Genomic DNA, 24888 nt, shown 5'->3' with positions numbered 1-24888 from the left:
CGTCCGAGGTGCCGGATGTGCTGTAGCAGAGGAAGCGTGCGACCTGCGAACGGATGGAGTGGGTGGGTGATGACCACCGAATCTCGCGACCATTGCGACAATGCGGGGGTGCGTCGATGGAGGCTTGTCGAAGTCCCCGAGGAAGCTGCGCTGTGACCGAGGCTTCTTCGCGTCCTCTTGCAGCAGCCTCACCATGTCGCGCTCGAAGGCCAGCCCCCGGGCAAACCACCCGCGCAGCCGCTCATAGCCTTCCCATTTCAGGGGGCCCTTGCTGGCCTTGCCCTGCTCCACCTCCCTGCATCGCTCGTGGTAGTACTCCACGTACTCGCGCCAGCGCGGGTTGCCCCGGGCCTCGGGCGGCGGGGCGTCGAGGGCGGGGCGGTGTTTCTCCAGCACGCTCACGTCCTTGGACAGGCGCGGGCCCGGGGCCTCGAGCTCCGCCGCAGCCAGCTTCGCCTCCACCACCTCGCGCGTGTGGCCCACCCCCTCATCCACCAGCGAGGCCAGGGTGCCCTGGCGCTCCGCGCCTCCCGTCTTCCTGGAGGAGGGACGTGCGGCGTCGTCCGCCGCGCCAGCGGCCCCAGGCCTGGCCCTGGACAGCAGGGGCCGGGCCCTGGCCACATTCCCCCGTGCTTCGTACAGCGCCAGCGCGGCGTCCGCCCCTCCCTCGGCCACGAAGCGCCCTGCCTCACGGCTGGCCCGGATGTACCCCGCCAGGTCGCGCAGGCCCTGCAGGTTCATCACCCCGTGCAGCTGCCGCGCCGTCTCCTTCAGGGCACGCAGCCGCGCTCTCACAGCGTCCACCCCGGTGCTCAGGCGCACGCGTACGCCCGCGGCGCCTTCCTCCGTGGCGAGGTAGCGCACTCCCCTGTACCCCCCGACGAGGGCCAGCACCAGCGCCGGCGCCACCTCGCGCGTGCCCTGCTCCCACTCTCCCCGCCCCAGCAACCCCACCCCATGCAGGGAGTTGGCGACAAAGTGGTAGCCCCCCAGCGGCACACCAAAGGTGAGGTCGTCAAAAGCTCTCAGCGCCATGTCGCCCGCCGAGGCGTGCTCCACCAGCTCCCTCCGGGCCCTGGCGAGCGCCTCCTGGTACTCCGGCGGCAGTTGCTCGCGTATGGGGAAGAAGGCGAGCTCGCTGCCCCCGTCGCTCACGGGAGTGCTGGAGAGCGCGTCGGCGCTGAATCGGAGAATGCCCCGGCCCACGTCTGTGAATTCGGCGTCCCTGTCCACACGGGCCGTGGGTTTCAGCCCCCGCTTCTCCAACGCCACCGGGAAGGCCGGCAGCAGCGCGAGGGTCTCCTCCAGCCGCTTGTCCCGGGCCAGCAGGAAGAGCATCTCCCTCAAGTCATTGTCATAAGCCGAGTCGGCGATGAAGACGGCGAGCACCTGTGCGTTGAGGCGCCCATAGGCCTCGGGGGCCTTCACCAGCAGGGACGTGCGCTTGTCGTTGAACAGGCGGGCGACGTCCTCACGCGGTGGGCCCAGGGCGCCGAGGCGCACCGCCCCCCAGTCGTCCAGTGCCTCCAGCAGCCGCGGCATGTCCACGCGCTGCTGCAGGGCGAGCACTTCCCCGGGCGAGGTACACGTGAGGAAGGGCGCCAGCAGCTCCTCGGGGCTGGAGGAGAAGTCGGGCCACCCCTCGGGCACGGCCTGTCCTCCGCACGAGGGCGGCTCCCTCGTGGGAGGCCCCGAGCTCGCCAGGGCGGCGTCCGGGCCCAGCCCTCGGGCGCCGCGCACCTCAAGTTCGAGCGTTTCGAGCGTACTGTCCCCCGCCTCTCCCAACATGGACAGAGCGAGGGGGCCCTCCGCGGTGCTGCCACCCTGTCGCGGCTCCAGCGTGACGCAGCCGGTGGAGAGCAGCACTGCCCCCAGCAGCAGCAGCACCCGCGGTGCGGAAGTCATCGGCGCCTCCAACGGCTGGCTCCAATGCTGACAGAAATCCTATCAGCTCCGGAGAGACGAGACAGCGCGGGCGGAACTACGGCTCCGGCTGCGGCTGGGGCTCCGGCTCCGGCCGCTGCTGGCGCGCCCTCCGGTACTCCTCGTACCCCTTCGACCACGTGCCTCCGAATACCTTGTCCAGGTACGCGAAGAAGCCCGCGTAGTTGCCGAAGAACCTCCGGTGGTGGAAGTCGTGGTACGCCGGCCCCTTGTAGAACGGAATCAGCAGCGCCGGGTTCCACGGCACGTCGTACCCCGAGTGCCCGTCCGCCGCCTCCAACTGCCGGAACACAATCCACGCCCACAGCGTCACCACGTGCGCCCCCACCAGCGACGGCCCCACCAGCACCAGCGTCGAGGTCAGCATGAACTCGACCGCGTGCATGTAATTGCCCGTCAGCGCATACGGCGTCGTGATGCGGTGGTGCACCGAGTGCACGTGCTTGTAGAGCCACCGCGTGTGCAGCGTCCGGTGCATCCAGTAGTACAGGAGGTCGTCCAGCACGATGAAGAAGGCGATCTGCCCCACCATCACGTACCAGGCTGGCAGCTCGCCCGCGTGAATCCCCGACAGCCGCAACACCGGCCACGCCACCCCCACCCCCAGGAAGGACACCAGGCTGTTGACGGCCAACCGTTGCAACGACGGCCCGAACCACCGCGTCACCGGGATGTCCCGCCCCTGCACCCGGTACTTCTTCAGTGACTCCGGGTTCTTGTACGCCACCCACGTCCACGGCAGCGCGAACACCAGGAACGCCCCGATGCTCAACAGCGTGGAGCAGATGGCGATGAGGAAGAACCGCTCCTCCTGGTACATCGCCAGAATGCCCTCCAGACTCGTGATGGAGCCGTCCATACCGCCTCCCGCGGTGATGCGCACGGGAAGCGGGTACGCCGGACCTGCCGTGAAGCCTCCCTGTCAAGGGCCAGCTTAGCGGGTACCCGGCGCAGCGGCGAGTGGGGCGCTCAGAGGTACTTGCCGAACAGCACCGTCACCCGCTCCGACAGCCGCTTGAACAGGCCCCGCCTCCTCCACGAGTCCCAGCGGATCTCCACCGAGTGCCGCATGTCCTCCTCGAAGTCCCGCGCCAGCTGCGCCGCCAGGTCCGCGTCGTCCACCACCAGCGAGCCCTCCTCCGCGCTCAGCGCCAGCGGATCCAGGTTCGTCGAGCCCACCATCGACAGCCGGTCATCCACCAGCACCGACTTCGAGTGCATCATCGACACCTCGTACTCCCAGATGCGCACCCCGTTCTCCAACAGCCGCGCATACGTGGCGCGCTGGCCCTCGTGCACCGGAGCAATGTCGTGGTGCCGCCCCGGCGTCAGCACCCGCACGTCCACCCCCGCCTTCGCCTTCGCGATGAGCATGTCCTGGATGGCCCCCGTCGGGATGAAGTACGAGTTGGAAATCCACAGCCGCTTCCTCGCCGAGGCAATCGCCAGCAGCGTCATCCGCTCGGCGTTCGTCAGCACCGGCGCTCCCGTGTGCGTCACGAAGCCCGCGCGCGCCCCGCCCGGCGTGGGCATCGGCTCCGGAAAGGCCTCGGCCGGCAGCATCCCGCCTCCCGCCTCCTGCCAGTTCTGCGCGAACGCCAGCTGGAGGCCTCGCGCCGCCGGGCCCTGCACCCAGATGTTCGCGTCGCGCCACTCGTCCGGCTTGCGCCCCTCGCCAATCCAGCTCTTCCAGATGCCCCAGCCCCCCGTCATCCCGGAGATGCCGTCGCGCACCACCAGCTTGCGGTGCAGCCGCGACTGGAAGCGCTTCAGGTTCAACGTGGCGATGGTCCCCTGCAGCGGCCGGAAGATGCGCACCTCGCACCCGGCCGCCACCAGCTCCGGCCCCACGTTCTCCTCGAAGCGGATGCTCCCCAACGGGTCCACCAGCACGCGGCAGGCCACTCCCGGGTGCCGCTCGCGCAGCGCCTGGATGATGCGGTCCGACGGGTACCCCGGCCGCCAGATGTAGAGCAGGATGTGGATGCTGGAGCGCGCCGCGCGAATCTCCTCCACCAGCCGGTCGAAGACGTGGCCGTTGTGGACGAGCTCCACCTGATTGCCCGGCTCCAGCTCCACGCCCACCGTCTGGTACCACGCGAGCGACATGCCCTCCGGCGTCTCCGGCACGGTGTCGCGGATGCGCAGGGCGAGGCGGTGATTCGGCAGGGGACAGCCCGCCAGTCCCACGGCGAGCAGCAACATCAACCAAGGCGTCTTCTTCACGCGCGCAAGCTAGTCACGCCCCGCGCGGCTGCCTCCGGGGGCCCGCGCTCCGTCCACCCGTCGACAGCACGGCCTCCCCTCTGTCCGCTGGGACGCGCCCCTCCCGGTGCACGGGTGGACGAAACGCGACACCCGCCCCATCCCTCCCCGCGACACGGGCCCGCCGCCGCGCCCCCGCTGCCCGGCTCCCGGGCCGGGGCCGCCACCTCGCTCGCCCTCCTTGGAGACCATGCGACTGCCTGCTTCCCTGCCCTCCTGTCTGGCCTCCCTCTCGCTGCTCGGGGCCGTGCTCGCACCGTCCGCCGCCTCCGCCCGGCCCCTGCCCTCCGGGCACGAGCCGCCGCTGAGCGCGCGGGCCCGGGGCATCCCCGCCGCGCTCTCGCTGCTGCCCGTCCAGAACGTCGAGTGCCCCGCCACCCCCGTCCAGCTGGAGCCCCGCGAGGCCGCTCGCGACGCGGAGCAGACTCCGCCGCCCGAGAAGACGGAGCGGACGTCTCCCCACCTCACGGCCGACACTCCCGTCAAACCCGGCGCCTGGGTGACGTACGGAGCGGTCTCGCTCGTGCCGCTCGGGGGCGTGTACGGCGCGAGCCGCCTCGGCGGAGAGCGGCTGTGGGTGACGGCCGCGGAGATGGCCGCCGGCACCCTCGTGGGCTCGGTGCCCGGAGGGCTGCTGTTCCTCCAGTCCGCCGAGGCCGGTGGACGCTGGGCCGAGCTGGACGTGGCGGCGTTCGGCGCGGGCCTGGTGCTCACGCCGCCCCTCGCCGCGCTCGGCACCTGGGGCCTGGGCGAGCTGGCCTTCGACGGCAGCCAGAACCGGGGCCACGCCTTCCTCGGAGCCCTCGGCGGCGCCGCCGCGGGCACGCTGCTCGGCGTGGTGGTGCACGGCCTGCTCGAGGAGGTCGTCGGCAACCGCGGCGCGCTCGGGTGGTTCCGCAAGTCCATCGCCCTGGGCTTCATCGGCTCGGGTGCCACCGTGGGCTACCAGTGGGCAGGCGGCGGGCCGCGCGCCCGTCCCCGGTGAGTCCCCACCCGCGGGCCCCCGGCCTTGCTAGGCTCCGGGGCCATGAAACGACTCCTCCCGCTGCTCTCCGCGTGTCTGCTGCTCGCCCTCTCCGCCTGTGACGACGGCGCCGTTCCGGACTCGGGAGACCCGGCGAAGGTGACCTTCGCCTCCGAGCTGGGCGTGGACCTCGCCGCCATGAACCGCGGCGAGTCCGGCCTCTACACCCAGGACCTGGCCGTGGGCACCGGCACCGTCGAGCCCTCCGCCGGCCGCTACCTCGAGGTGCACTACACCGGCTGGCTCCCCAACGGCACCCGGTTCGACACCAGCCGCGACAGCAACCAGCCCCTCGCGTTCACGTTCGGCCGCGACCGCCTCATCGCGGGCTTCGAGGAGGGCCTGCTCGGCATGAAGACCGGGGGCAAGCGCCGGCTCGTCATCCCCTCCACCCTCGGCTACGGCGCCTATGGCAGCCCCCCCGCCATCCCGCCCCACTCGGTGCTCATCTTCGACGTGGAGCTGCTCGTCGTCCGCTGAGCCGCGCCCCATGACCGACTTCATCGAGGTGCACGACGGCGTCCTTCCGCCCCGGCTGTGCCAGGACCTCCTCCAGCTCTTCGAGAAGAGCCCCCACGTGCAGCGCGGCCGCACCGGGGGCGGCGTGGACCTCACCAAGAAGGACAGCTTCGATCTCAACCTCACCCAGCACGCGGACTACCAGCCCGTGCTGCGCCAGCTGCTCGACGCGGCCTTCCCTCCGCTCAAGAGCTACCTGCGCAAGTACCTCTACAGCCTCATCGGCGCCGTCTCGCTGTCCACGAAGCACCCGAAGACGGGCCAGGTGACGACGCTCACGCGGGAGAACTTCGCCGAGCTGGGAGACCCCGTCTTCGACCAGCTCGTCGGCTTCCTCTACCGCTACGGCGACCTCACCGTGCAGAAGTACCTCAAGGGCTCCGGCGGCTATCCGCACTGGCACTCGGAGGTGTACCCCAAGGACGCCAGCTGCGAGCCCCTGCACCGCGTGCTCGCCTTCCAGTTCTACCTCAACGACGTGGACCAGGGCGGCGAGACCGAGTTCTTCTACCAGGAGAAGAAGTTCCAATCGAAGGCGGGCCGCATGCTCATCTTCCCCGCCGGCTTCACCCACACCCACCGGGGCAACGTGCCCGAGTCCCACGACAAATACATCATCACCTCGTGGGTGCTCTTCCACCGCGCCGAGTCGCTCTACGGCGGCGCGCCCCGGAAGTGAGCCCGGAAGTGAGTCCCCTCACTTCGCCTTCCACGCGGCGCGCAGGGTGAAGCCCTTGGGGTCCACGCCGAGCAGCCGCACCTGGGGCTCCTCGGCGCCCCCGGCGCGCAGGCCCGCGAGCACCAGCCCCACGGTGAAGTGGCGCAGCACGTCGTCCGTCTCGTTGAACCACAGCTCCATCTCCGTGGGGGACACGTCGCTGACGCGGACCTCGGAGTAGTTGTTGCCGGTGCGGAAGTTCTTCTGCGCCCGCTGCAGCGTGCGGCGCGGCCCCAGCACCTGGAGCATGGAGAACATCGCCCGGCCAATCATCGAGTCCTGGTAGCCGTCGATCATCCGCTCGCCCATGCTGCGCCAGGCCACCTCGGGGCGCGGCTCGCCGGGGAAGGCGGCGCGGGCGCCCAGGTCGATGCAGCGGGACCAGACGGTGGTGGGGTAGGCGGGCAGCAGCGGCTTGTCCAGATCCACTCCCGCCGCGCGCAGCTGCGCCTTGAGCCCGGCGGGCACACCGTCCGGGAACGAGCGGGAGAAGAGTCCCTGGACGGTGTGGTTGAAGACGAGGGGGGTCTCCGGCATGGGGCGCACCCTAGCGCGGAGACCCCCGGAGGGGGAGGGCCCGGACTACGGCGACCCCACGTCCGACACCGGAGGCGCGGACGGCGGAGCCGCCCCGGCCGGAGCGGAGCCCGGCGCGTCGTCCCAGAGCGGCGGCGGCTCGGCGCGCATGAACTCCAGGTAGTCCTCCAGCGCCTGGTCCTGCAGCGGGTGCTGGGTGTTCACGTAGCAGCGCGAGCGCGTCTCGAGGAACTTCTGGTTCCACGGGACGTGGGGCTCGAAGGCGGCGAGCGCCTCGGCGCACCGCTTCCCGGACTCGAGCAGGGTGCCGAGCACCAACCGGGTGCTCAACCGCAGGCTCTCCCCCACGTTGTTGAGGAAGGGCTTCTCCAGCGCCACCCACATCCGCTGTCCCAGCGCCGCATCCTTCTCGGCGAGCTCCATGCCCACGGACAGCGCGTCCTGGAAGACGACGCGGTTGTGCCAGGGCGTCTGGTGCAGCAGGGCGAAGGCGCGCTCGAGCGACTGGGCCGCATCCGCCAGGCGCCCCTGCTGGAGCCGCAACCGCGCCAGCAGCGCCTCGGCATCGAAGGGCTTCATGCCGCGCAGCTGCTCGAGGAGCGGCTGGAGCGCCACCTCGTCCCCGGTGACCGCCAGCAGCGAGCCCACGGCGGTGAGCTCCGAGGGCCCCCGGGGCTGCCACCCGCCCTCGCGCCACAGCCGCAGCGCCTGGCGGGCGTTGTTGTCCTTGAGCGCCTCGTTGAAGGCCTGGCGCCGCTTGAGCGCGGCCTCGTCCAGGCCGGCCCCCGTCCCGACGACGGGAGCGTCCCCGCCCATCATCCGCAGCTCCTCCACCCGCTGCCAGTCCGCCGTGCCGCGCTGCACCTCGGGCCGCTCCGCCTTGCGCTCCCAGGCCGCGCGCCGCAACTGCGAGTGGGAGAAGCCCGACTCCCTGTGCCCCACGCTGCGGGCGAAGGCGAACTCCACGTACGAGAGGTCATCCGTGTTGACGAGCGCCTCCTGGCCCTCGGCCAGCGCGCGGGACACCGCGGGCCCGGCGATGAAGTGCGACAGCACGCCCTCCAGCTCGTTCGTCCCCCACACCCAGGGCAGCGCCCGGCGGTAGGGCTCCTGCGACACGCGCGCCCGCATCCGCTCCAGGTCGTGGCGCAGCGGCATCTCCGTGGCCATGAGGATGAGATCTCCTCCCTGCGTGCGCCACGTCTCCACCGAGCCGAACTCGCTGGCGAGCGTGGCGTAGACGCTGCGCACCGTGCGCGAGTCCACCTCGTACGTCTGCAGCCACTGCAGGAAGATGCCCCCGGGGGCCAGCCGCCGCTTCACCGCCTGGTAGAACTCGCGCGAGAAGAGGCTGGAGATGCCGGCCCGGTAGGGATTGGAGGGCTCGGAGAAGATGATGTCGTAGGAGTCCTTGGAGGCCAGCAACACCTCGCGGGCGTCGTCCAGGTGCACCTTCACCTTGGGGTTGTCGAGCACCTTCTCGTTGACGGGATCGCACTGGCGGGCGAAGCGGAGGATGGCGGGCTCGATTTCCACCGCGTCCACGCGCTCCATCTCCGGCACGGAGCCGAGCCAGCCGGCGGTGCTGCCGGTGCCCAGGCCCACCACCAGCGAGCGGCGGGGGTGGGGGTGGGCCAGCGCGCCGAGCAGGCCGCCCATCACCTGGGTGCCCGCGTCGCCGATGCTGTTGCCGTCCGACTTGCCGTTGACCATGAAGGACAGGCCGTAGGCGCCCATGACGCCCACGCTGCTCTCCACGCCGTCCGTCTCCCACAGCAACCAGTGCCGCGTGCCGGAGGCCCAATCCTTCAGGCCGTTGTGGGACGTGAACTCCACCGTGGCGCGGCCGGCGCCGATGGCGCTGTGGCGCCAGACGGCGGTGGGCCCCGTGGCGGTGAGCAGCAGGGTGGCCACCGCGGCCGAGGCCAGGGGCGGCACCAGGCGCGCGGGGGACGGCGTCTCCTGGCGCAGCGACAGCACCACCGCGACGAGCCCCAGGCCCACCAGCACCGCGCCCACCAGCCGCCACACCCCGGGGGCCGACAGCAGCGGCAGCAGGCCGAAGCCTCCCGCCAGCGAGCCCACGATGGAGCCCACGGTGTTCCACGCATAGGCCTGGCCCACCTGGCGGCCCACGTCGTCACCGCCGCGGCCCAGCAGCGCCAGCAGCAGGGGGAACTGCACGCCGGAGACGAAGGCGGCCGGCAGCACCACCAGCACGGCGATGACGGCCCAGCTCAGCACCAGCCCGCTGAAGCCGAAGACGGACAGCGGCCGCACCACGGCGGCGAGCACCGCCACCCGGTCCCCCAGCGCCAGGGGCACGGCGAGCAGCACCGCCTCCAGGAGGCACGTGAGCGCGAAGCCGTGCAGGGTGGCCGGGCGCTGCTGGCCCCACGCCGCGTACGCCGCGCCGCCCAGGCCGATGCCCGCCAGCGCCACCACCAGGATGAGGCCGAAGGTGAAGGTGGAGCCACCCAGCAGCGGCCCCAGCATGCGGTACCACACCATCTCCATGAGGAAGAAGGCGAAGCCCACCAGCGCCGCGGCGCCCAGCACGAAGCGGCGCGGCGGCAGGGCGGTGGCCGGCGAGGACGCCTGGGCGTCAGCGGAGGCCGTGGACACCTCGTGGCCGGGCAGTGACCGGTCCACCGTGCGGGCCACCAGCGCCACGAGCACGTTGACGAGGGCCGCCAGCCACAGGGTGCTGCGGGTGCCGAACACCTCGAAGAGGAGGAAGGTGGAGGCCGCCGCGCCCGCCACCGCGCCCAGCGTGTTGACGCCGTAGAGGACCGCGACGGCCCGGCGCCGCACGTCCTCCGCCGTCTCGGCCGCGCGCGCCACCGCCGGCAGCGTGCCGCCCATGAGCAGCGTGGGCACCGCCAGCACCAGCGCGGAGAGCACCAGCCGCACCACCGAGCCGAGCCCCAGCCCCATCGTCACCGAGCCGCCCAGGCCCGTGTAGACGGTGCGCGCCAGCATCACCAGCAGGGGCGTCAGCGCCGCGCTCAGGGAGATGAGCAGCTCCAGGTTGGCGTAGAAGGCCAGCGGGCGCTTCTCTTTGTCCACCCTGCCGCCCAGCAGCGCCCCGCCCAGGCCCAGCCCGCCCATGAAGATGGCCAGCACCGCGGCCGACGCCGCCGTCGAGGCCCCGAAGATGAGGCGCAACTCGCGCTGCCATGCCGTCTGATACACCAGGGAGCAGAAGCCCGAGCCGAACAGCAGGGGGGCAATCTTCCAGACACGTGCGTTCATCATTCCTCTGCCAGTCGCGGCGGACGGGGACCCGAAGGGCGGGATTGAACCAGTGCCCTCCCGCCGAGGCCAGTTCCACGTGCGAAACCGCTCCCATACCGGGCGTGCATCCAGCCCTCACCCCCTGCGGGAATGACTTGCATGACCCATGAGGTGGGGCGCGGTTGACGCGACGCGTTGGCGCGGGGCGCCGTACATGCCTCGCATGGGGAGACGAACCGTCGCTTATGCCCGCCCGGAGGGGGACCTTGTTGAAGGCGAGGGCGAGCCGTTAAGGGAGCGCCCCCCCTTCCCCGATACGACTTTCCCTTCATGAAACAGTACGAGAAGAAGCTCGACGCGAACGGCCGCCCCTACCTGGAGACGCACCTGGAGGGGCTGATGCTCACCCGCCTGCCCCTGCTCAACAAGGGCACCTCCTTCAGCCTCGAGGAGCGGCGCGAGTTCGGATTGATGGGCCTGCTGCCCACGCACGTCTCCTCGCTGGACGAGCAGCTCGAGCGCTCCTACGCCAACTTCCGCTCCTTCCGCTCGGACCTGGACAAGCACGTCTTCCTGCGCGCGCTGCAGGACCGCAGCGAGGTGCTCTTCTACGCGCTGCTCCACCGGCACATCGAGGAGATGATGCCCATCATCTACACCCCCGTGGTGGCGCAGGCGGTGGAGCAGTTCAGCCGCATCTACCGCTACCCGCGCGGGCTGGTGGTGAGCCCGGAGAACATCGGCGAAATCGATTCGCTGCTGGCGCACACGCCCTTCCCGGACGTGCAATTGATTGTCGCCACGGACAACGAGGGGATTCTCGGCATTGGAGACCAGGGCTTCGGCGGCCTGGCCATCTGCATCGGCAAGCTGTCCCTGTACACGGCCGCGGCGGGAATCGACCCGGCGGTGACGCTGCCGGTGGAGCTGGACGTGGGCACGAACCGCAAGGAGCTGTTGGATGATCCGCTCTACCTGGGCGTGAAGCGCCCGCGCATGGAGGGCAAGGAGTACGACGACTTCATCCACGCCTTCGTGACGGCGCTCAAGAAGCGCTTCCCCCACGTGCTGGTGCAGTGGGAGGACTTCAGCAAGCAGAAGGCCTTCGACGTGCTGGAGCGCTACCGGGACGTGCTGCCCTCGCTCAACGACGACATCCAAGGCACGGGCGCGGTGGTGCTGGCGGGCCTGCTGTCGGCCACGCGGCGCGGCCAGACGACGCTCGGCCAGCAGGTGTACCTGGTGCACGGCGCGGGCGCCGGGGGCGTGGGCGTGGCGCGGCAGATCGTCCGCGGCCTGGAGCGCGAGGGCCTGAGCACGCAGCAGGCGCGCGAGCGCATCTACCTGATTGATTCCAAGGGCCTCATCCTGAAGGACCGCAAGGGGCTGGAGCCGTACAAGCTGGAGTTCGCGCACGAGCCCTCGCGCGTGGCGGGGTGGAAGCTTCAGGGAGGCATTCCGAGCCTGCTGGAGACGGCGCGGGAGGCGAAGGTGACGGTGCTGCTGGGGCTGAGCGGGCAGCGGTCGGCGTTCGGCGAGGACGTGGTGAAGGCGGTGGCGGCGAACACGCCGTACCCGGTGGTGTTCGCGCTGAGCAACCCGACGGCGAACAGCGAGGCGGTGCCGGCGGACATCTACAAGTGGACGCAGGGCAAGGCGCTGGTGGCCACGGGCAGCCCCTTCGAGGACGTGGAGTGGGACGGGGCGCCGCACCCGGTGGGCCAGGGCAACAACGCCTTCATCTTCCCGGGACTGGGGCTGGGCGTGCTGCTGACGCGGGCGAAGCGGGTGACGGACGGGATGCTGACGGCGGCGTCGCTGGCGCTGGCGGACTACACGGACGGGGCGCGGCTGGCGCAGGGCGCGCTGTACCCGCGCATGGACCGGTTGCGCGCGGCGAGCCGGCAGGTGGCCATCGCCGTCATGCGGCAGGCGGTGAAGGAGGAGGTGGCCCAGCGCAAGCTGCCCGAGGACCTCGAGGGCCTGCTCGAGGCGGAGATGTGGCGGCCCGAGTTCCTCCCGCTGCGGCGCGCGCCGGGCAAGTAGCGCGCCCCGGGTGAATGCCGCGCCTATGCTCCGCGCGGCATCCGCACGGTGAAGGAGGTGACGCCCCCGGCCGAGCCCACCTCCACCCGGCCGCCGTGGCCCATCGCCACCTGGTGCACGATGAAGAGCCCCAGCCCCAGGCTGCCCGCGGGGCGGAACGCCGACAGGCCCCGGCGGAACGGCTCGAAGAGCACCGGCAGCAGCTCGGAGGGAATCGGCTCGCCCTCGTTGGACACCGCCAGCTCCACCTCTCCCTCCAACTCCCGCGCCCGCACGGACACCAGCGACCCTGGCCGCGAGTGCCTCAGCGCGTTGGACAACAGGTTGGAGAGCACCTGGCGCATGCGCTCGCCGTCCCACCAGCCCTCGCAGCGCGCGTCTCCCTCCAGGAGGATGCGCCGGTCCGGGTGCGTCACCGAGAACTCGTCGATGACCTCCTGGCACAGCAGGACGAGATCATTGTGCGCGCGCTCCAGCGGCAGGCCGCCGCCCAGCCGCCCGCGCGTGAAGTCCAGCAGATCCGACACCATGCGCCCCATGGTGTCCGCGCTGTTCGCGATGCGCCCGGCCGTGCGCAGCACCGTCTCCGGGGCCGGCCGCTCCAGGCGCTGCAGCGTGCGCGCCCCCAGGGAGATGGAGGCCAGGGGGTTGCGCAAGTCATGGCTCACCACGCCCAGGTACTGCTGCTCCAGCTCGGAGCGCTGCCGGGCCTCGTCCTTGGCCCGCCGCTCCTCCTCGTAGAGCCGGGCGCGCTCCAACGCCTGGGCGCACAGCCCGCAGAGCGACTCCAGGTGGGCCTTCTCCTGCGCGCTGAAGCGGCGCAGCGAGGCGAAGCTCAGCCCCAGCACGCCCACCACCCGCTCCCCCACCTTCAACGGCGTGCTCAACCAGGTGCGGCTGCGGCTGCCCCGCACGGAGGGGGCGAACTCGGGCCACTCCCACGCCAGGGACCCGGTGGCCTGCACGGCCTGGGTCCGCCCCTCGAGCACGGCCACGGTGGAAGGCGTGCGGATTTGCAGCGGGAAGAGGCCGAACTCGTGCAGGAGGGTGTGGGGATAGCCGAAGTAGCTGGAGATGCGCAGCCGCTCGCCCTCCACCAGGCTGAGCACGCCCGCGTAGGCGCCCAGGGACTTCAGCCCATGAGACACCAGGGCCTCGCCCACCTGCTGGGGGGTGAGCGCATGCGCGAAGGCGGCCGTGGTGGACTGGAGCTCCGCGGCGCGCTGCTCGTTCAGCTTGCGCTCGGTGATGTCCAGGTAGGTGCCCGACAGCCGCGTGGCCCGCCCGTCCGCGCCGAAGAGGACCCGGCCCCGCGAGGCGATCCACCGCAACACCCCGTCCTGCGCGCCCACCGTCCGGTACTCCGCCGAGAACGAGCCCCCGGCCTCCCCGGCCAGCGCGCGACGGACGCCCGCCGCCACCCACGCCCGGTCCTCCGGGTGGGTCGCCGCCCGCCACACCTCCAGGTCCACCGGGGCCTCCGGCGGCAGCCCGAACAGCTCCTTGGCGCGCGCGTCCCAGTGGTGCTGCCCGGTGGCCAGCTCGTAGCTCCACGCGCCCAGCCCGGCCGAGTCGAGCGCCAGCCGCAGCCGGGTCTCGCTCTGCCCCAGCTCCGCCATGAGGTGATTGAGCCGGCGCTCGGCCTCCCGGCGCTCGGAGAGGTCCACCACCATCGACACGCCGCGGTGGGGCTCGCCGTCGAAGGCGGCCGAGCCCAGCATCACGTCCACCCGCGAGCCGTCCTTGCGCACGTATTGCTTCTCGTACAGCCCGCTGAAGCCCTGGGCCCGCAGCTTCTCGATGGACCACGCGTCCGGCACCGCCCACTCCGGCGGCGTCATCTTCCGCCAGTCGATGAGGCCCCGCTCCAGGTCCTCGCGCGTGTAGCCCACCATGGCCAGGAAGAGGTCATTGGCCTCGAGGACGGAGCCGTCCAGGTCCCAATAGAGGATGCCCACCAGGCCGGACTCGGTGAGCCGGCGAGCGCGGGCCCGCGAGCGCTCCAGCTCGCGTTGCAGCCGGGCCTTGTCGGCCTGGGCCTCCTCGCGCTCGCGCTGGCGGGCCTGCTCCGCGCGGCGCATGCGGATGAGGGCCCACGTCTGCGCCACCAGGTGGCGCGAATCGATGGGCTGGGGGATGTAGCCGTCCGCGCCGTCCTCGAAGAGCCGCTCCTCCAGCTCCGCGTCCTGCAGCAGGGCGGAGATGTAGAGCACGGGGATGGCGGAGGTGGCGGGGTCCTCCTTGAGGCGGCGGCACACCTCGAAGCCGCTCATGTCCGGCAGGCACACGTCCAGCACCACCACGTCGGGGCCGGACAGGGCCGCGGCCAGGGCCATCTTGCCGCTCACCGCCTCCACCACCTCCATGCCCGCCAGGCGCAGCGTCTGGGCGAGGAGGTAGCGCTTGGCCTCCGTGTCGTCGACCACCAGCACCCGTCCGTCCAGCCGGGGAGGTGAGGCCCGCTTGTCCTGGGTCCCCCGTCTCGCGGAAGGGGCGGAGTGGCTGCTGCTCGTCACGATGAAGGGCTCCCTACTCGCCTGGGGGGGACAGGCGCCACCGGACAGATTACCGCCTTGCCCCCTCCCTCCCGCCGCTCCGTCCCACCCTGGAACCCAACAGTTGTCCGCCACCGTACGCGTCCCCTGCCCGGCCCGGCCCCTCGCCCTCCAGGGGAGCGAGCGTCAGCGGAATCCTTTACCCGGGGTGAGCGGAAGGGCCACCGGAGGTGTCCTCATCCAGGCCGGGGCGAAGGGTCCGCCAGCACGCCTCAGACGAGGTGGACGGCCTCGGCATGGAGGTGACGGACCTTCTGCTCCGCCAGCAGGCGGTAGAGCCGCTGGGTGACGATCATCCTCGGGAGGGGATGGAAGAGCCCTCCCCGCCTGCCGAACTTCTGCCGGGTGAACACCCAGTCCAGGTTCCCCACGCTGTCGCGCGAGACATACACGGCCGAGAGCAACCGGAGTCCGAGAACGTGGCCCTCGGGACAGCGACTCGGGTCGGGCTCCGGGTAGAGATAGCTCCCTCCTGCGTGGGTGGGAGGTACGACCTCGGCCGTGGCCGAGGGAAGGACGAGCTGGTGATGGTCCAGGGTCGGCCTGCCACCCCTGCTCACGATGGGACGCAGCTCGTAGCCGGTGATGCGGTGCTGGCGGAGCACCTCGGCGAGCCGGGAGGTGATGACGTACTCGCCTCCCATGGTGATGGAGAGCTCGCGGCTCTTGGGGATGCGGCGCAACTCCAGGTGCAGCGCGTTGGCCTGCCGGGCCCCGGAGCCGCAATGGGGACAGGCAGCGGATTCGTCATAGCGAGTGCCACACTCCGCGCCCGTGGGCCGGAAGAAGGGCCAGAACCCCACCATGACGTACTCGGCGGCCCGCAGCTCTCGCGGCGTGTAGTGGCGCTCCACGTCACACATGCTGAAGAGCGTGGTGCCCCGGGCGCGGTACTCCCACTCGATGGCCCGCAGCTGCTCCACCAGCGGATTGTCTACATCCAGCAGCAGGCGGCGCACGTGCCCCAGCGGCAACGTCTCCCCCACGCCTGGAGGCACATGGCGCCTGGCCTCTTCCTCCGGCATCCTGAGCTCGAGAATCTCTCTCATGGTTGGAAGTGAATGCCCGGCAGAGGATAGCGGGAATACACCCTCCGCATGATCTCCTGCAGATCCGCGAGCTCCGGCAGGAGGCCTTGCCCATATCTGGCTTCTTGCCGGAAGGCGTTGGTGATGAGCTGGTGGTAGGCGGGGTCCAGGTCCACGGTGGGGCCGTCCTCGGCACCACCCAGGTACTTGGGGTGGACATGGTGCTTCTGCTTCGGCTTGCCGTGGAGGTGGGGGAAGCGCTTCCTCGCCTCCGCCATGCCCTGGTCGAAGAGCGAGCGCGCCAGCTTCGGGTCCAGGAAGCCCCGGGCCGTGGGATTGGCCGCGGCGGGCTTCTGCGGAGCCGGTGTCTGGGCCGCGGGCGGCTTCGCCGCGGAGGAGGAGGGCGACGCGGGGGCCGCCGCAGGGGGAGGCTCGGCCTTCGGAGCCGGAAGTGGCTTGTTGGGCGCGGGCGGCTTCGCGGGACGCGGAAAGCGGAACCGGGGGCCCAGGGCCAGGACCTGCGGCTCCCCACTCCCCGTGCTCTCGTACGAGGAAGGAGCAGGAGTCCCCGCACACGCCAGGAGGAGGACCCACCCCAGCAGGAACCCGTACCCCGAATGTCGTCTCATGAGGCCGGGACGCTAGCATTCGCATCGCGCCCACCACGCAAGAACACCCCGAGAGTCCCCGACCAGGCCGGGGCGAAGCGTCCGCCAGCACGCCTCAGACGAGGTGGACGACCTCGGCATGGAGGTGACGGACCTTCTGCTCCGCCAGCAGGCGGTAGAGCCGCTGGGTGACGATCATCCTCGGGAGGGGATGGAAGAGCCCTCCCCGCATGCCGAACTTCTGCCGGGTGAACACCCAGTCCAGTTCCCCCACGCTGTCGCGCGAGACATACAGGGGGGAGAGCAACCGGTGACCCAGGACATGACCCTCGGGGCAGCGGCTCGAGTCGGGCTCCGGGTAGAGATAGCTCCCTCCTGCGTGGGTGGGAGGTACGACCTCGGCCGTGGCCGAGGGAAGGACAAGCTGGTGATGGTCCAGGGTCGGCCTGCCACCCCTGCTCACGATGGGATGCAGCTCGTAGCCAGTGATGCGGTGCTGGCGAAGCACCTCGGCGAGCCGGGAGGTGATGACGTACTCCCCTCCCATGGTGATGGAGAGGTCACGGCTCTTGGGGATGCGGCGCAACTCCAGGTGCAGCTCGTTGACCTGCCGGGCCCCGGAGCCACAATGGGGACAGGCAGCGGATTCATCGTAGCGGGTGCCACACTCCGCGCCCGTGGGCTGGAAGAAGGGCCAGAACCCCACCATGACGTACTCGGCGGCCCGCAGCTCTCGCTGCGTGTAGTGACGCTCCACGACACACATGCTGAAGAGCGTGGTGCCCCGGGCGCGGTACTCCCATTCGATGGCCCGCAGCTGCTCCACCAGCGGATTGCTCACCTCCAGCAGCAGGCGGCGCACGTGCCCCAGCGTCTCACCCACGCCTGGAGGCACGTAGAGCGCGGCGTTCTCCTCCGATGTCCTGAGTTCGAGTATTTCTCTCATGGTTGCAAGTGGATGCCCGGTAGAGGGTAGCGGGAATAGACCTGTCGCATGATGTCCTGTTGCTCCGCCGCAGATGGAAGCTCCCCCTGGCCGTACCTGTACTCTTTGCGGAAGGCATTGGTGATGAGCTGGTGGTAGGCGGGGTCCAGGTCCACCGTCGGGCCGTCCTCGGCACCACCCAGGTACTTGGGGTGGACGTGGTGCTTCCGGGTGAGCTGCCCTGGATTGAGCGATGACCGTTACCCTGGCTGACGGGAGGAGTCCCCCTTCGTCTCCTCGTCCAGGCCCGGCAGCTCCAGCTGTTTCCGGGCCCCGCGGCGCCGCCAGCCGGCACGTCCCGAGGGCCGGCGCGGAGGCCCGTGCGTGGGCAGCAGCTCGGGGACGTCCTTCCACCCTTCCTCGACGAGCGCCTCGAAGGAAGCGCCCGTGGGGGTGGCGGACACCACGGACTCGAGCCGCCGCGCCTGCCGGTCCAACTCGCGGATGGCCTGGAGCCGCTCGTCGTTGCCGAGCTTCGCCGCGTCCACCGCCGAGCGCAGCACGCGCAGCGTCTCGTCGTAGACATCCAGCCGCACCGGGAAGGGCTGCCGGTCCTTGCCACCCTGGGCGAAGGCGAAGCGCGCGGGATCCGTGAAGCGCGAGGGCGAGCCATGGAGGACCTCGGCCACGCTGGCCAGCGCGGCCACGGTGCGCGCGCCCACGCCGGGGGTGAGGAGCAGCTCAGCGAAGTCGCGAGGGCCCTGCTCGGCCGCGGCGGCCAGCGTGCCGTGGAGCCGGCGCAGCACCACGTCGTCGCGTGTCACCTCCTCGTGCACGGGCATCTGGAGGTGGGGCAGTGGCGGAGTGAAGGGCACGGGCTCGGGGGCGGACTGGGGACGCAGCTTGCGCAGGGCGCCCAGCACCACGTCAGGCCCCTGGGAGACGAGCTCCACCTGCGCGGCCCGGGCCCGCGAGGCGCGCCTGTCCGTGAGGTTGAGGATGACGCCCTGGTTGGGCCCCTCGATGGCGGCGTGGGGCGAGTCCACGAAGCTGCCCAGGCCCTCGGAGAGCCAGTGGTAGCGCCGGGCCTGGCGGGCCTCGGCGTTCATCCCCTGCTGCACCACGGCCCACGCGTTGTCGTCCGAGAGGATGAGGCTGTGGGCATACAGCTCGAAGCCGTCCTGCACGGCGGCGCTGTCCACCTTGGCCGCGAGGCGGCTGGCGCGGATCAGCGCGTCGGCGTCGATGCCCACGCGATCGCCGATGATGCGCAGCTCGTCGGGGGTGCGGCGCGCCTGGAGCCCCTTGCCGCCGACGACGTAGAGGCCGAGCTGACGGCCGCCGGGGGTGAGGCCGCGCTTGAGGGCGCCGAGCACGGTGGTGGTGACGCCCGAGGAGTGCCAGTCCATGCCCATGACGGCGCCGAGGGACTGGAACCAGAAGGGGTGGGCGAGCCGGCGAAGCACCTCGTGGCGGCCGTAGTGGAGCACGAGCGCCTCGACGAGGACGCGGCTCATGCGCGCCATGCGCTCGGCGAGCCAGTCCGGCACGCGGCCCGAGTGGAGGGGAAGGTCTGCACTGCCCGTACGGTCCATGATGACTCCGGAGGTAACCTCCTGGAGTCAACCTCTGACCTCGGGTCCTTCTTCACGGTGGGGCCCGCGGAGACAAGGGCCCGGCCGCTCCACGGGCGGGCGGACCGCGCCCATTTCCCCTCGCCCTCCGGGAGAGGGACGGGGTGAGGGTGCCACGCCTCCCGGGTTGAACCCCCTGTGCCCACTCCGCTGTCCCGAGGTAGGCATGGACACACCTTGGCACCACAAGTGGGGGAACTCAGGCGCCAGACGCCAGATGCCACCGAATCTGGCATCGGGTACAGACAGCGGCGCCATGCTCGTCGTTCACCCCCACTTCCACCGGCGCCGCACCGGCGTCACCGCGCACACCGAGCGCATCGTCACCGAGCTGGCGCGGTTGATGGAGACGCGGGCCGTAGGGGGAAACCTGGAGGAGGACGTGCCGCGCATCGCCTGGGGCGAGCTGTGGCGGCGCATCCGCCAGGAGCCGGTGGTGTGGCACGCGCACCGGAACAACGAGCTGCTGGCCGGGCTGCTGCTGCGGTGGGTGGGCCGGGAGGTGCGGCTCGTCTACACGCGCCACGGAGGCAAGCCGCCGGGCCGCTTCACGCGCTTCCTCACCCGCTTCGCCGAGCAGCTCGTCACGCTCAACGCCCAGAGCGCGGGGTGGATGGGGAGGCCCTCGCAGCTGGTGCCGCACGGCGTGGACCTGGAGCGCTTCACCCCGCCCGCGGACCGGGAGGCGGCGTGGAAGGCACTGGGGCTCGGTGGCCGGCGGGGAATCGGCGTGGTGGGCCGCATCCGCCCCAGCAAGGGCCAGGGAGACTTCGTCGAGGCCCTCACGCCCCTCCTGCCCGAGCTCCCCGCGTCCGAGTGGACCCCAGTGCTCGTGGGGCTGGCCAAGGGGCGAGACCGCGCGTGGGCCGAGCACCTGCGTGCCCAGACGAGCGGACGCCTGGTGCTGGCCGGGGAGCAGCGCCCGGTGGTGCCCTGGTACCAGGGCCTGAGCGTGCTGGTGAACCCGACGCACTTCGAGTCCTTCTCCATGGTGATGCTGGAGGCGATGGCGTGCGGCTGTTGCACGGTGATGAGCCGGCTGCCGCACGTGCCTTCCTTCATCGAGCACGGCCGCACCGGCTTCCTCTTCGAGCCGGGCAACGTGGCCGAACTGCGCGAGCTGCTGCGCCAGCTGCTGCACGAGCCGGAGCGGGCGAGGCAGGTGGGGCTCCACGCCGCCGAGGAGGCCCGGGCGCGCTTCGGCGTGGCGAACGAGGCCCGGGCGCTCGCGCGGGTGTACCAGTCAGCACTGGGCCGCTGAGCGCCCCGAGACGGAAGCACCGGGACTCGATGAGGCTGGCCTCGCGCGGGCCCGGTACGCCACCTCGTTCATCGAGCGCCGGTACTCGCGGCTCGCCGAGGCGAACAGCCCGTCCTGGTCCCCCACGCACCGGTGCCAGTTAACGGGTGACGGGAAGAGCCCCACCCCGTCCCTCGCCCGGTGGGGGAGGGAGTGCGCGCCTACTTCTTCGAGCGCGAGGAGCTGGAGCGGCTGCGCGAGCTGGATCGGCCGCGCGAGCCGGACGAGCGGGAGCGCGAGCCGGACGAGCCGCTCGACTTGCGCCGGGACTTCGCGGCGGTGGTGCGGCTGCGGGACTTGGCTCCGGAGCTGCGGGTGCCGCGGGCCGGCTTCGCCCGGCGCGACGAGCTCTTCGCGGACGTCTTCTTCGCGGAGGTCTTCTTCGCCGAGCGCTTCGAGGCGCCCTTCGTCTCACCGGACTTGCCGCGCTGCTTGTTGACGACGCGGGCGGCGAGCTCCTCGGCCCGGCCCTCGCTGGCGCCCCGCTTGCGCGCGGACTGTTTGATTTTAGCGTACTGCCGCTGACGCTTCGGACTCTTCACTCCACGCGGTGGCATCCGGTCCTCCTCCTGAATGTCGGCTGACTCGCACGCCCAAGTTGGTGAACATCCCGCGTTCGCCAACCCCTTGCGCCCACTGGACGTCCAGCGCCGGACAGCTCAGGCCGCGGATTGACTGGAGGAGGACGGCCCGGCGTCCACGGAGCGCTCGGCCACGGGCAGGGTGATGAAGAAGCGGGTGCCGCGGCCCGGCTCGCTCTCCACGCGAATCTCTCCGCCGAGCGCGGTGATGATGCGGTGGCACACCGACAGCCCCAACCCCGTGCCCACGCCCACGGACTTGGTGGTGAAGAAGGGCTCGAAGATGCGCCGCAGGTTCTCGGCGGGGATGCCGGCGCCGGTGTCACCCACCGCCACGGTGACACGGTCCGGAGCGGAGAGCCGGGCCTCCACGCGAATCTCGTTCTCCCGCACCCGGCCCGGGGGAATCGCGTGCGCCGCGTTGATGATGAGGTTGAGGAACACCTGGCCCAGGCGCGCCGCGTTGGCGTGCACGGGCGGCACCGCGCCACAGTCCTCCACCAGGCGGGCCCTGTCCCTCACCTCGTGCCGGGCCATCTTGGCCGAGCCGCGCACCACCTCCGCCAGGTCCACCGGGCCGAGCACCACGTCATCCGGCCGCGACAGCGACTTGAGGTCCTGCACGATGAGGCGCACGCGCTCGGCGCCCTCGCAGGCCTCGGCGAGCGCGGAGATCATCTCCTCGCGGGCCTCCGAGGAGGGAGCGCCGGACAGCTCCGTCAGCTCCTGGTGGACGTAGCGCAGGTTGCCGAGGATGAAGGCGAGCGGGTTGTTGATTTCATGGCCCACGCCCGCGGCGAGCCGGCCCACGGCGGCGAGCCGGTCCGCGAAGAGCAGCTGCTCCTGGGCGGACTGGAGCTGCTGGAGGCTGTCCTGGAGACGGACGTTGGCGTCGGCGAGCTCGGCGGTGCGCAGACGCACCGTGTCCTCGAGCAGGGCGTGGTAGCGGCGGGCCTCGCGCTCGGAAGCCTCGGCCTCGGCGCGGATGAGCCGCTGCTTCTCCTCGAGCAGCTGACGCAGCTCGCGCGCCATCCGGTCGAAGGCGCGCGTGAGCCGGCCCAGCTCGTCCTGGCCCACCCGGGGAAGTTGGATGTCGAAGTCCCCCCGCCCGATGCGCTCGGCCACGCCCATGAGCCCCTGGAGCGAGCGCTGCAGCGGGGTGAGGATGGCGAAGGCGAGCGCCAGCACGAGCACGATGCAGATGACGGGGAAGACGAGCGCCAGTTGCTGGGTGAGCTGGACGTTCTCGTCCCAGCGGCGCCGCAGCTCGTCCATCTCGGCCAGCTCGGCCTGCTGCAGGGCCTGGAGGCGCTGGCCCACGGTCTGCTCGAACTGGGAGTACAGCAACCACTCCAGCGTGGAGCCCACCGAGCTGCCCTCGGGGAGGGCACGCACCCGCGCCGCGGCCCACTCCGACCATTGCCGGATGGCGTCGCGGAGCGCCTGCTGCTCCTGCCGCTCGGCCTCCTCGGACCTGTCGCCCAGCCAGCGCTCCTCGCGCGACAGGCTGTCCCCGAGCAGCACCAGCTCCTCATCCACCTCGAGCATCAACTCGCGCTGGGCGAGCGCGGTGCTGCCCTCCACCCGCCGCCTCTGGGCGAGCATGTTCAGGTAGGGCCAGGCCAGCGCGTGCAACCGCACATAGGCGTCGCGCTGCTCCTGGATGGCGGTGAGCTGCTCGCGGATGTACTGGCCCTTCTGGGCTCCGACGTAGAGGTGGACGCCCATGAGGCAGACGAGCCCGACCGCCAACAAGGCGAACAGGAACACCTTGGCGCGAATCGTCATCGCCGGGCCTCGTGCCGAACCACCACCCGTGCATGCTCGCACGACGGCCCACACGACGCGAAGAGGGGAAATCCCAGGTCCCTCGGCAGCCCGGCGGCGGGGACCTCCAGTATCCTCCCTCTCCCCTGTCCCACGGGACAGGGCCCCGCCATCTGCAAGGCCCCCCTACCTGCTTCGAGAGCGTCCCCGTCCTCCTCGCGCCTGCCCGCCTGCCCCGCTTCTCACGGGGAGGCCCGGGTCATCTTCGCCTGCAGGCGCTTGTAGAGCTCCAGGACGAGCCGCAACTCCTGCTCGGTGCGCTGCTCGATGGCGGCGTAGTCGCGGCTCTCGTAGCTCTCCCAGACGCCCTTGCTGGAGCCCTTGCGCTCCTGCAATCCCAGACGTCCGGCCATCTCGCGGGTCGTCTTCGGATAGAGGAGGGTCTCCTTGGGGAAGAGGAAGCTGGCCGCGTTGGCGAGGTCGATGGGGCGGGACTTGAAGAAGACCTCGAACAGCTCGGCCGGGCTGGCGATCTCGTTGAAGACGGAGCGGCAGTAGAGCGCCGGAAGGTCGAACTTGGCGATGCCCGCGCCGCACACGACGAGGTCCGTGGCCGGCTTGCCCATCACCCGGACCTTCTCCTCGCGCTGGCGGCGCCACTCCTCCTCGAAGCGGGCCTTGATGGCCGAGAGCAGCGCGGCCTCGGACTCGAAGTTCCAGAGCCAGAGTCCCTGCACCTCGGGCGCGTCGGGGATGGGGTCCTCGAAGCGCTTGCTGAAGAAGCATCCACCCAGCAGCAGGTGACCCGGGCGCGCGGGGTTGACGGTGAGCGAGCTGAGACTCGCGTTGCGGTCATCGGGAGGGGCGTAGGCCTCCAGGTCGAAGAACAACATGGGGAGGAGGCTACCACTCCGCGTGCGGGTGCCGCCGTGTGCCGGATGACACTCGCCCCGGCGGGGTTCCTGACATGGACACTCACCCTGTCGGGCATGCGTCACCCGCTGGGGAGGGGCGGCCGGAGGGGCGGGAAAAGTGCTTGGATGGAGCGGCGAGGAACCGCATTCCCAGGAGGCATCCCCTGCCCTCTCCCAAGCAGACACTGTGCGCCGCGCTGGCGGCCGGGTGCTTCTTCACCCCCACCGTGGCCGAGGCCCGCTTCGGCAAATCAGGAGGCTCGTCCTCGTCCGGCGGCTCGCGCTCGTCGGGCTCCAGTTCGTCCTCGTCCGGCGGCTCGCGCTCCTCGGGCTCCGGCTATTCCGGGTGGAACTCCCGCGAGCACGGCAGCAGCAGCGTCAGTGGGGGCAAGTCCCGGGTCCACGACGCCACGCCGGTGGGCCAGGGTGGAGACGATTCGCCGGACTCCGGCGGCAACGATGGAGGGGGCCAGGGCCCACGTCCCCGAGGGCCCATCCTCACGCCGGGCATGGCGTGGATCTCCATGTCGGGGGCGTACGTTCCGTACTACCGACGGTACCGTCCGCGACCGGTGACCCAGGAGCCGGAGGAGGAGAACCATCCGGTGATGGTGCGGATGGGAGTGGACGCGAACGCCCTGAAGGAAGGCGGAGCGGTGGGCTTCAACCTGGGCATCGAGGAGCGGCACTGGGGCGTGGCCACGCACATCACGGCGCTGACGCTGAACACGGATGACGGCTCGGAGGGAAAGGACCACATCCACCTGGCGGACGTGGCCCTGACGTTCTCCCCGATCGCGAGCGAGAACGGGCGGCTGAGGTGGGAGGCGGGCGTGGCGATGGCGCGAGCGCCGGACATCACCTTCATCGGCCCGAGCCTGGCGCTGTCGTTCGAGCGGTGCCTGTTCGGCCCGTTCGACGTGGAAGGCCGGCTGCAGTGGGTGCCGCTGCCGCACCTGCAACTGGATGGACAGGCGGCACTGGCGATGCACCTGGGCACGCTGACGCTGAGGGCGGGCTGGCGCGGACTGCTGCTGGATGACCGGGGCCACCTGGATGGGGTGGTGCACCGGGACAAGCTGGGCGGCCCATTCGCGGGCATCGGCCTGCACTTCTGAAACAGCAGCCACCTCCCGGGCGCGCTCTTCACGAACTTGGTCGGGTAGACCGGGGAGTTACCTCCCCGGCCCCCCACGGATCCGGACGTGCGGAATTCCCGCATCCGGCTCTTCGGCTCATGGACTCACTGCGAGCGGAAGCCCATCTCGCACCCTGCGCTGGACGAG

19 protein-coding genes are annotated in these 24888 nt (G+C 71.1%); 7 read left to right on the top strand and 12 right to left on the bottom strand.

Annotated elements, in window-relative coordinates:
- From VFZ09_RS06250 to VFZ09_RS06240, 3 genes are all read right to left on the bottom strand, one after another.
- Positions 1 to 1905 (bottom strand): hypothetical protein (locus tag VFZ09_RS06250; protein WP_329726556.1); only part of this gene is annotated, 1905 nt, incomplete at its 3' end.
- Between the two features lie 76 nt (positions 1906 to 1981).
- Positions 1982 to 2803 (bottom strand): sterol desaturase family protein, encoded by an 822-nt coding sequence (locus tag VFZ09_RS06245; protein WP_329726555.1) that lies wholly within the window; start codon positions 2801 to 2803, stop codon positions 1982 to 1984.
- Positions 2804 to 2913: 110 nt separating this feature from the next.
- Positions 2914 to 4170, bottom strand: a complete 1257-nt coding sequence (locus VFZ09_RS06240; protein ID WP_329726554.1) for a phospholipase D-like domain-containing protein — start codon at positions 4168 to 4170, stop codon at positions 2914 to 2916.
- 229 nt (positions 4171 to 4399) lie between these two features.
- Here VFZ09_RS06240 and VFZ09_RS06235 point away from each other — a divergent pair, with 229 nt between their 5' ends.
- Genes VFZ09_RS06235 through VFZ09_RS06225 form a run of 3 tightly spaced genes read left to right on the top strand, consistent with a single transcriptional unit; the run spans position 4400 to position 6431 of the window.
- On the top strand, positions 4400 to 5194 hold the full coding sequence (locus tag VFZ09_RS06235; RefSeq protein WP_329726553.1) for a hypothetical protein: 795 nt from the start codon (positions 4400 to 4402) through the stop codon (positions 5192 to 5194).
- A gap of 42 nt (positions 5195 to 5236) precedes the next feature.
- A complete protein-coding gene (locus VFZ09_RS06230; protein ID WP_329726552.1) occupies positions 5237 to 5713 on the top strand; it encodes an FKBP-type peptidyl-prolyl cis-trans isomerase in 477 nt (158 codons plus the stop codon).
- A 10-nt stretch (positions 5714 to 5723) separates the two neighbouring features.
- Positions 5724 to 6431 carry a 2OG-Fe(II) oxygenase gene (locus VFZ09_RS06225; protein WP_329726551.1) on the top strand — a complete coding sequence of 236 codons (708 nt, stop codon included), beginning with the start codon at positions 5724 to 5726 and terminating at the stop codon, positions 6429 to 6431.
- An 18-nt stretch (positions 6432 to 6449) separates the two neighbouring features.
- Here the strand turns inward: VFZ09_RS06225 and VFZ09_RS06220 are convergent, their stop codons facing one another.
- Entirely contained in the window at positions 6450 to 7007 is a 558-nt protein-coding gene (locus VFZ09_RS06220; RefSeq protein WP_329726550.1) for a DUF2378 family protein, read from the bottom strand.
- A 45-nt stretch (positions 7008 to 7052) separates the two neighbouring features.
- Positions 7053 to 10265 (bottom strand): fused MFS/spermidine synthase, encoded by a 3213-nt coding sequence (locus VFZ09_RS06215; RefSeq protein ID WP_329726549.1) that lies wholly within the window; start codon positions 10263 to 10265, stop codon positions 7053 to 7055.
- A gap of 309 nt (positions 10266 to 10574) precedes the next feature.
- Here VFZ09_RS06215 and VFZ09_RS06210 point away from each other — a divergent pair, with 309 nt between their 5' ends.
- A complete protein-coding gene (locus VFZ09_RS06210; RefSeq protein ID WP_329726548.1) occupies positions 10575 to 12290 on the top strand; it encodes an NAD-dependent malic enzyme in 1716 nt (571 codons plus the stop codon).
- Positions 12291 to 12313: 23 nt separating this feature from the next.
- On the opposite strand, the gene VFZ09_RS06205 is transcribed toward VFZ09_RS06210, so the two are convergent.
- From VFZ09_RS06205 to VFZ09_RS06185, 5 genes are all read right to left on the bottom strand, one after another.
- Positions 12314 to 14806, bottom strand: a complete 2493-nt coding sequence (locus tag VFZ09_RS06205; protein WP_329726547.1) for a PAS domain S-box protein — start codon at positions 14804 to 14806, stop codon at positions 12314 to 12316.
- A 251-nt stretch (positions 14807 to 15057) separates the two neighbouring features.
- Complete coding sequence (locus VFZ09_RS06200; RefSeq protein WP_329726546.1) at positions 15058 to 15870, bottom strand: hypothetical protein; 813 nt, start codon at positions 15868 to 15870, stop codon at positions 15058 to 15060.
- A gap of 20 nt (positions 15871 to 15890) precedes the next feature.
- Positions 15891 to 16502: a hypothetical protein gene (locus VFZ09_RS06195; protein WP_329726545.1), complete on the bottom strand. Its 612-nt coding sequence runs from the start codon at positions 16500 to 16502 to the stop codon at positions 15891 to 15893.
- A 94-nt stretch (positions 16503 to 16596) separates the two neighbouring features.
- Positions 16597 to 17376, bottom strand: a complete 780-nt coding sequence (locus VFZ09_RS06190; RefSeq protein ID WP_329726544.1) for a hypothetical protein — start codon at positions 17374 to 17376, stop codon at positions 16597 to 16599.
- A 290-nt stretch (positions 17377 to 17666) separates the two neighbouring features.
- On the bottom strand, positions 17667 to 19001 hold the full coding sequence (locus VFZ09_RS06185) for a DUF763 domain-containing protein (protein ID WP_329726543.1): 1335 nt from the start codon (positions 18999 to 19001) through the stop codon (positions 17667 to 17669).
- A gap of 295 nt (positions 19002 to 19296) precedes the next feature.
- On the opposite strand from VFZ09_RS06185, the gene VFZ09_RS06180 reads away from it, so the two are divergent.
- Positions 19297 to 20301 (top strand): glycosyltransferase family 4 protein, encoded by a 1005-nt coding sequence (locus tag VFZ09_RS06180; RefSeq protein ID WP_329726542.1) that lies wholly within the window; start codon positions 19297 to 19299, stop codon positions 20299 to 20301.
- 192 nt (positions 20302 to 20493) lie between these two features.
- Complete coding sequence (locus VFZ09_RS06175) at positions 20494 to 20865, top strand: hypothetical protein (RefSeq protein WP_329726541.1); 372 nt, start codon at positions 20494 to 20496, stop codon at positions 20863 to 20865.
- 134 nt (positions 20866 to 20999) lie between these two features.
- On the opposite strand, the gene VFZ09_RS06170 is transcribed toward VFZ09_RS06175, so the two are convergent.
- Together VFZ09_RS06170 and VFZ09_RS06165 are read right to left on the bottom strand one after the other, a co-directional pair.
- On the bottom strand, positions 21000 to 22709 hold the full coding sequence (locus VFZ09_RS06170; protein WP_329726540.1) for a sensor histidine kinase: 1710 nt from the start codon (positions 22707 to 22709) through the stop codon (positions 21000 to 21002).
- Positions 22710 to 22930: 221 nt separating this feature from the next.
- On the bottom strand, positions 22931 to 23581 hold the full coding sequence (locus VFZ09_RS06165; RefSeq protein ID WP_329726539.1) for a hypothetical protein: 651 nt from the start codon (positions 23579 to 23581) through the stop codon (positions 22931 to 22933).
- Between the two features lie 143 nt (positions 23582 to 23724).
- Here VFZ09_RS06165 and VFZ09_RS06160 point away from each other — a divergent pair, with 143 nt between their 5' ends.
- Positions 23725 to 24720 (top strand): hypothetical protein, encoded by a 996-nt coding sequence (locus VFZ09_RS06160; protein WP_329726538.1) that lies wholly within the window; start codon positions 23725 to 23727, stop codon positions 24718 to 24720.
- Positions 24721 to 24888: the final 168 nt, after the last annotated feature.

It is taken from the genome of Archangium sp. (genome assembly GCF_036277355.1).
GTDB lineage: Bacteria > Myxococcota > Myxococcia > Myxococcales > Myxococcaceae > Archangium.
The sequence above is the reverse complement of the archived record's forward strand: the minus strand, read 5'-3'. Positions and strand labels throughout refer to the sequence as shown.

What these genes read in the sequence shown, in the direction of transcription:
- VFZ09_RS06245 (WP_329726555.1), bottom strand. Translation starts at nt 2,803, where the DNA reads ATGGACGGCTCCATCACGAGTCTGGAGGGCATTCTGGCGATGTACCAG.
- VFZ09_RS06235 (WP_329726553.1), top strand. Translation starts at nt 4,400, where the DNA reads ATGCGACTGCCTGCTTCCCTGCCCTCCTGTCTGGCCTCCCTCTCGCTG.
- VFZ09_RS06230 (WP_329726552.1), top strand. Translation starts at nt 5,237, where the DNA reads ATGAAACGACTCCTCCCGCTGCTCTCCGCGTGTCTGCTGCTCGCCCTC.
- VFZ09_RS06225 (WP_329726551.1), top strand. Translation starts at nt 5,724, where the DNA reads ATGACCGACTTCATCGAGGTGCACGACGGCGTCCTTCCGCCCCGGCTG.
- VFZ09_RS06220 (WP_329726550.1), bottom strand. Translation starts at nt 7,007, where the DNA reads ATGCCGGAGACCCCCCTCGTCTTCAACCACACCGTCCAGGGACTCTTC.
- VFZ09_RS06215 (WP_329726549.1), bottom strand. Translation starts at nt 10,265, where the DNA reads ATGATGAACGCACGTGTCTGGAAGATTGCCCCCCTGCTGTTCGGCTCG.
- VFZ09_RS06210 (WP_329726548.1), top strand. Translation starts at nt 10,575, where the DNA reads ATGAAACAGTACGAGAAGAAGCTCGACGCGAACGGCCGCCCCTACCTG.
- VFZ09_RS06200 (WP_329726546.1), bottom strand. Translation starts at nt 15,870, where the DNA reads ATGCCGGAGGAAGAGGCCAGGCGCCATGTGCCTCCAGGCGTGGGGGAG.
- VFZ09_RS06195 (WP_329726545.1), bottom strand. Translation starts at nt 16,502, where the DNA reads ATGAGACGACATTCGGGGTACGGGTTCCTGCTGGGGTGGGTCCTCCTC.
- VFZ09_RS06185 (WP_329726543.1), bottom strand. Translation starts at nt 19,001, where the DNA reads ATGGACCGTACGGGCAGTGCAGACCTTCCCCTCCACTCGGGCCGCGTG.
- VFZ09_RS06180 (WP_329726542.1), top strand. Translation starts at nt 19,297, where the DNA reads ATGCTCGTCGTTCACCCCCACTTCCACCGGCGCCGCACCGGCGTCACC.
- VFZ09_RS06170 (WP_329726540.1), bottom strand. Translation starts at nt 22,709, where the DNA reads ATGACGATTCGCGCCAAGGTGTTCCTGTTCGCCTTGTTGGCGGTCGGG.
- VFZ09_RS06165 (WP_329726539.1), bottom strand. Translation starts at nt 23,581, where the DNA reads ATGTTGTTCTTCGACCTGGAGGCCTACGCCCCTCCCGATGACCGCAAC.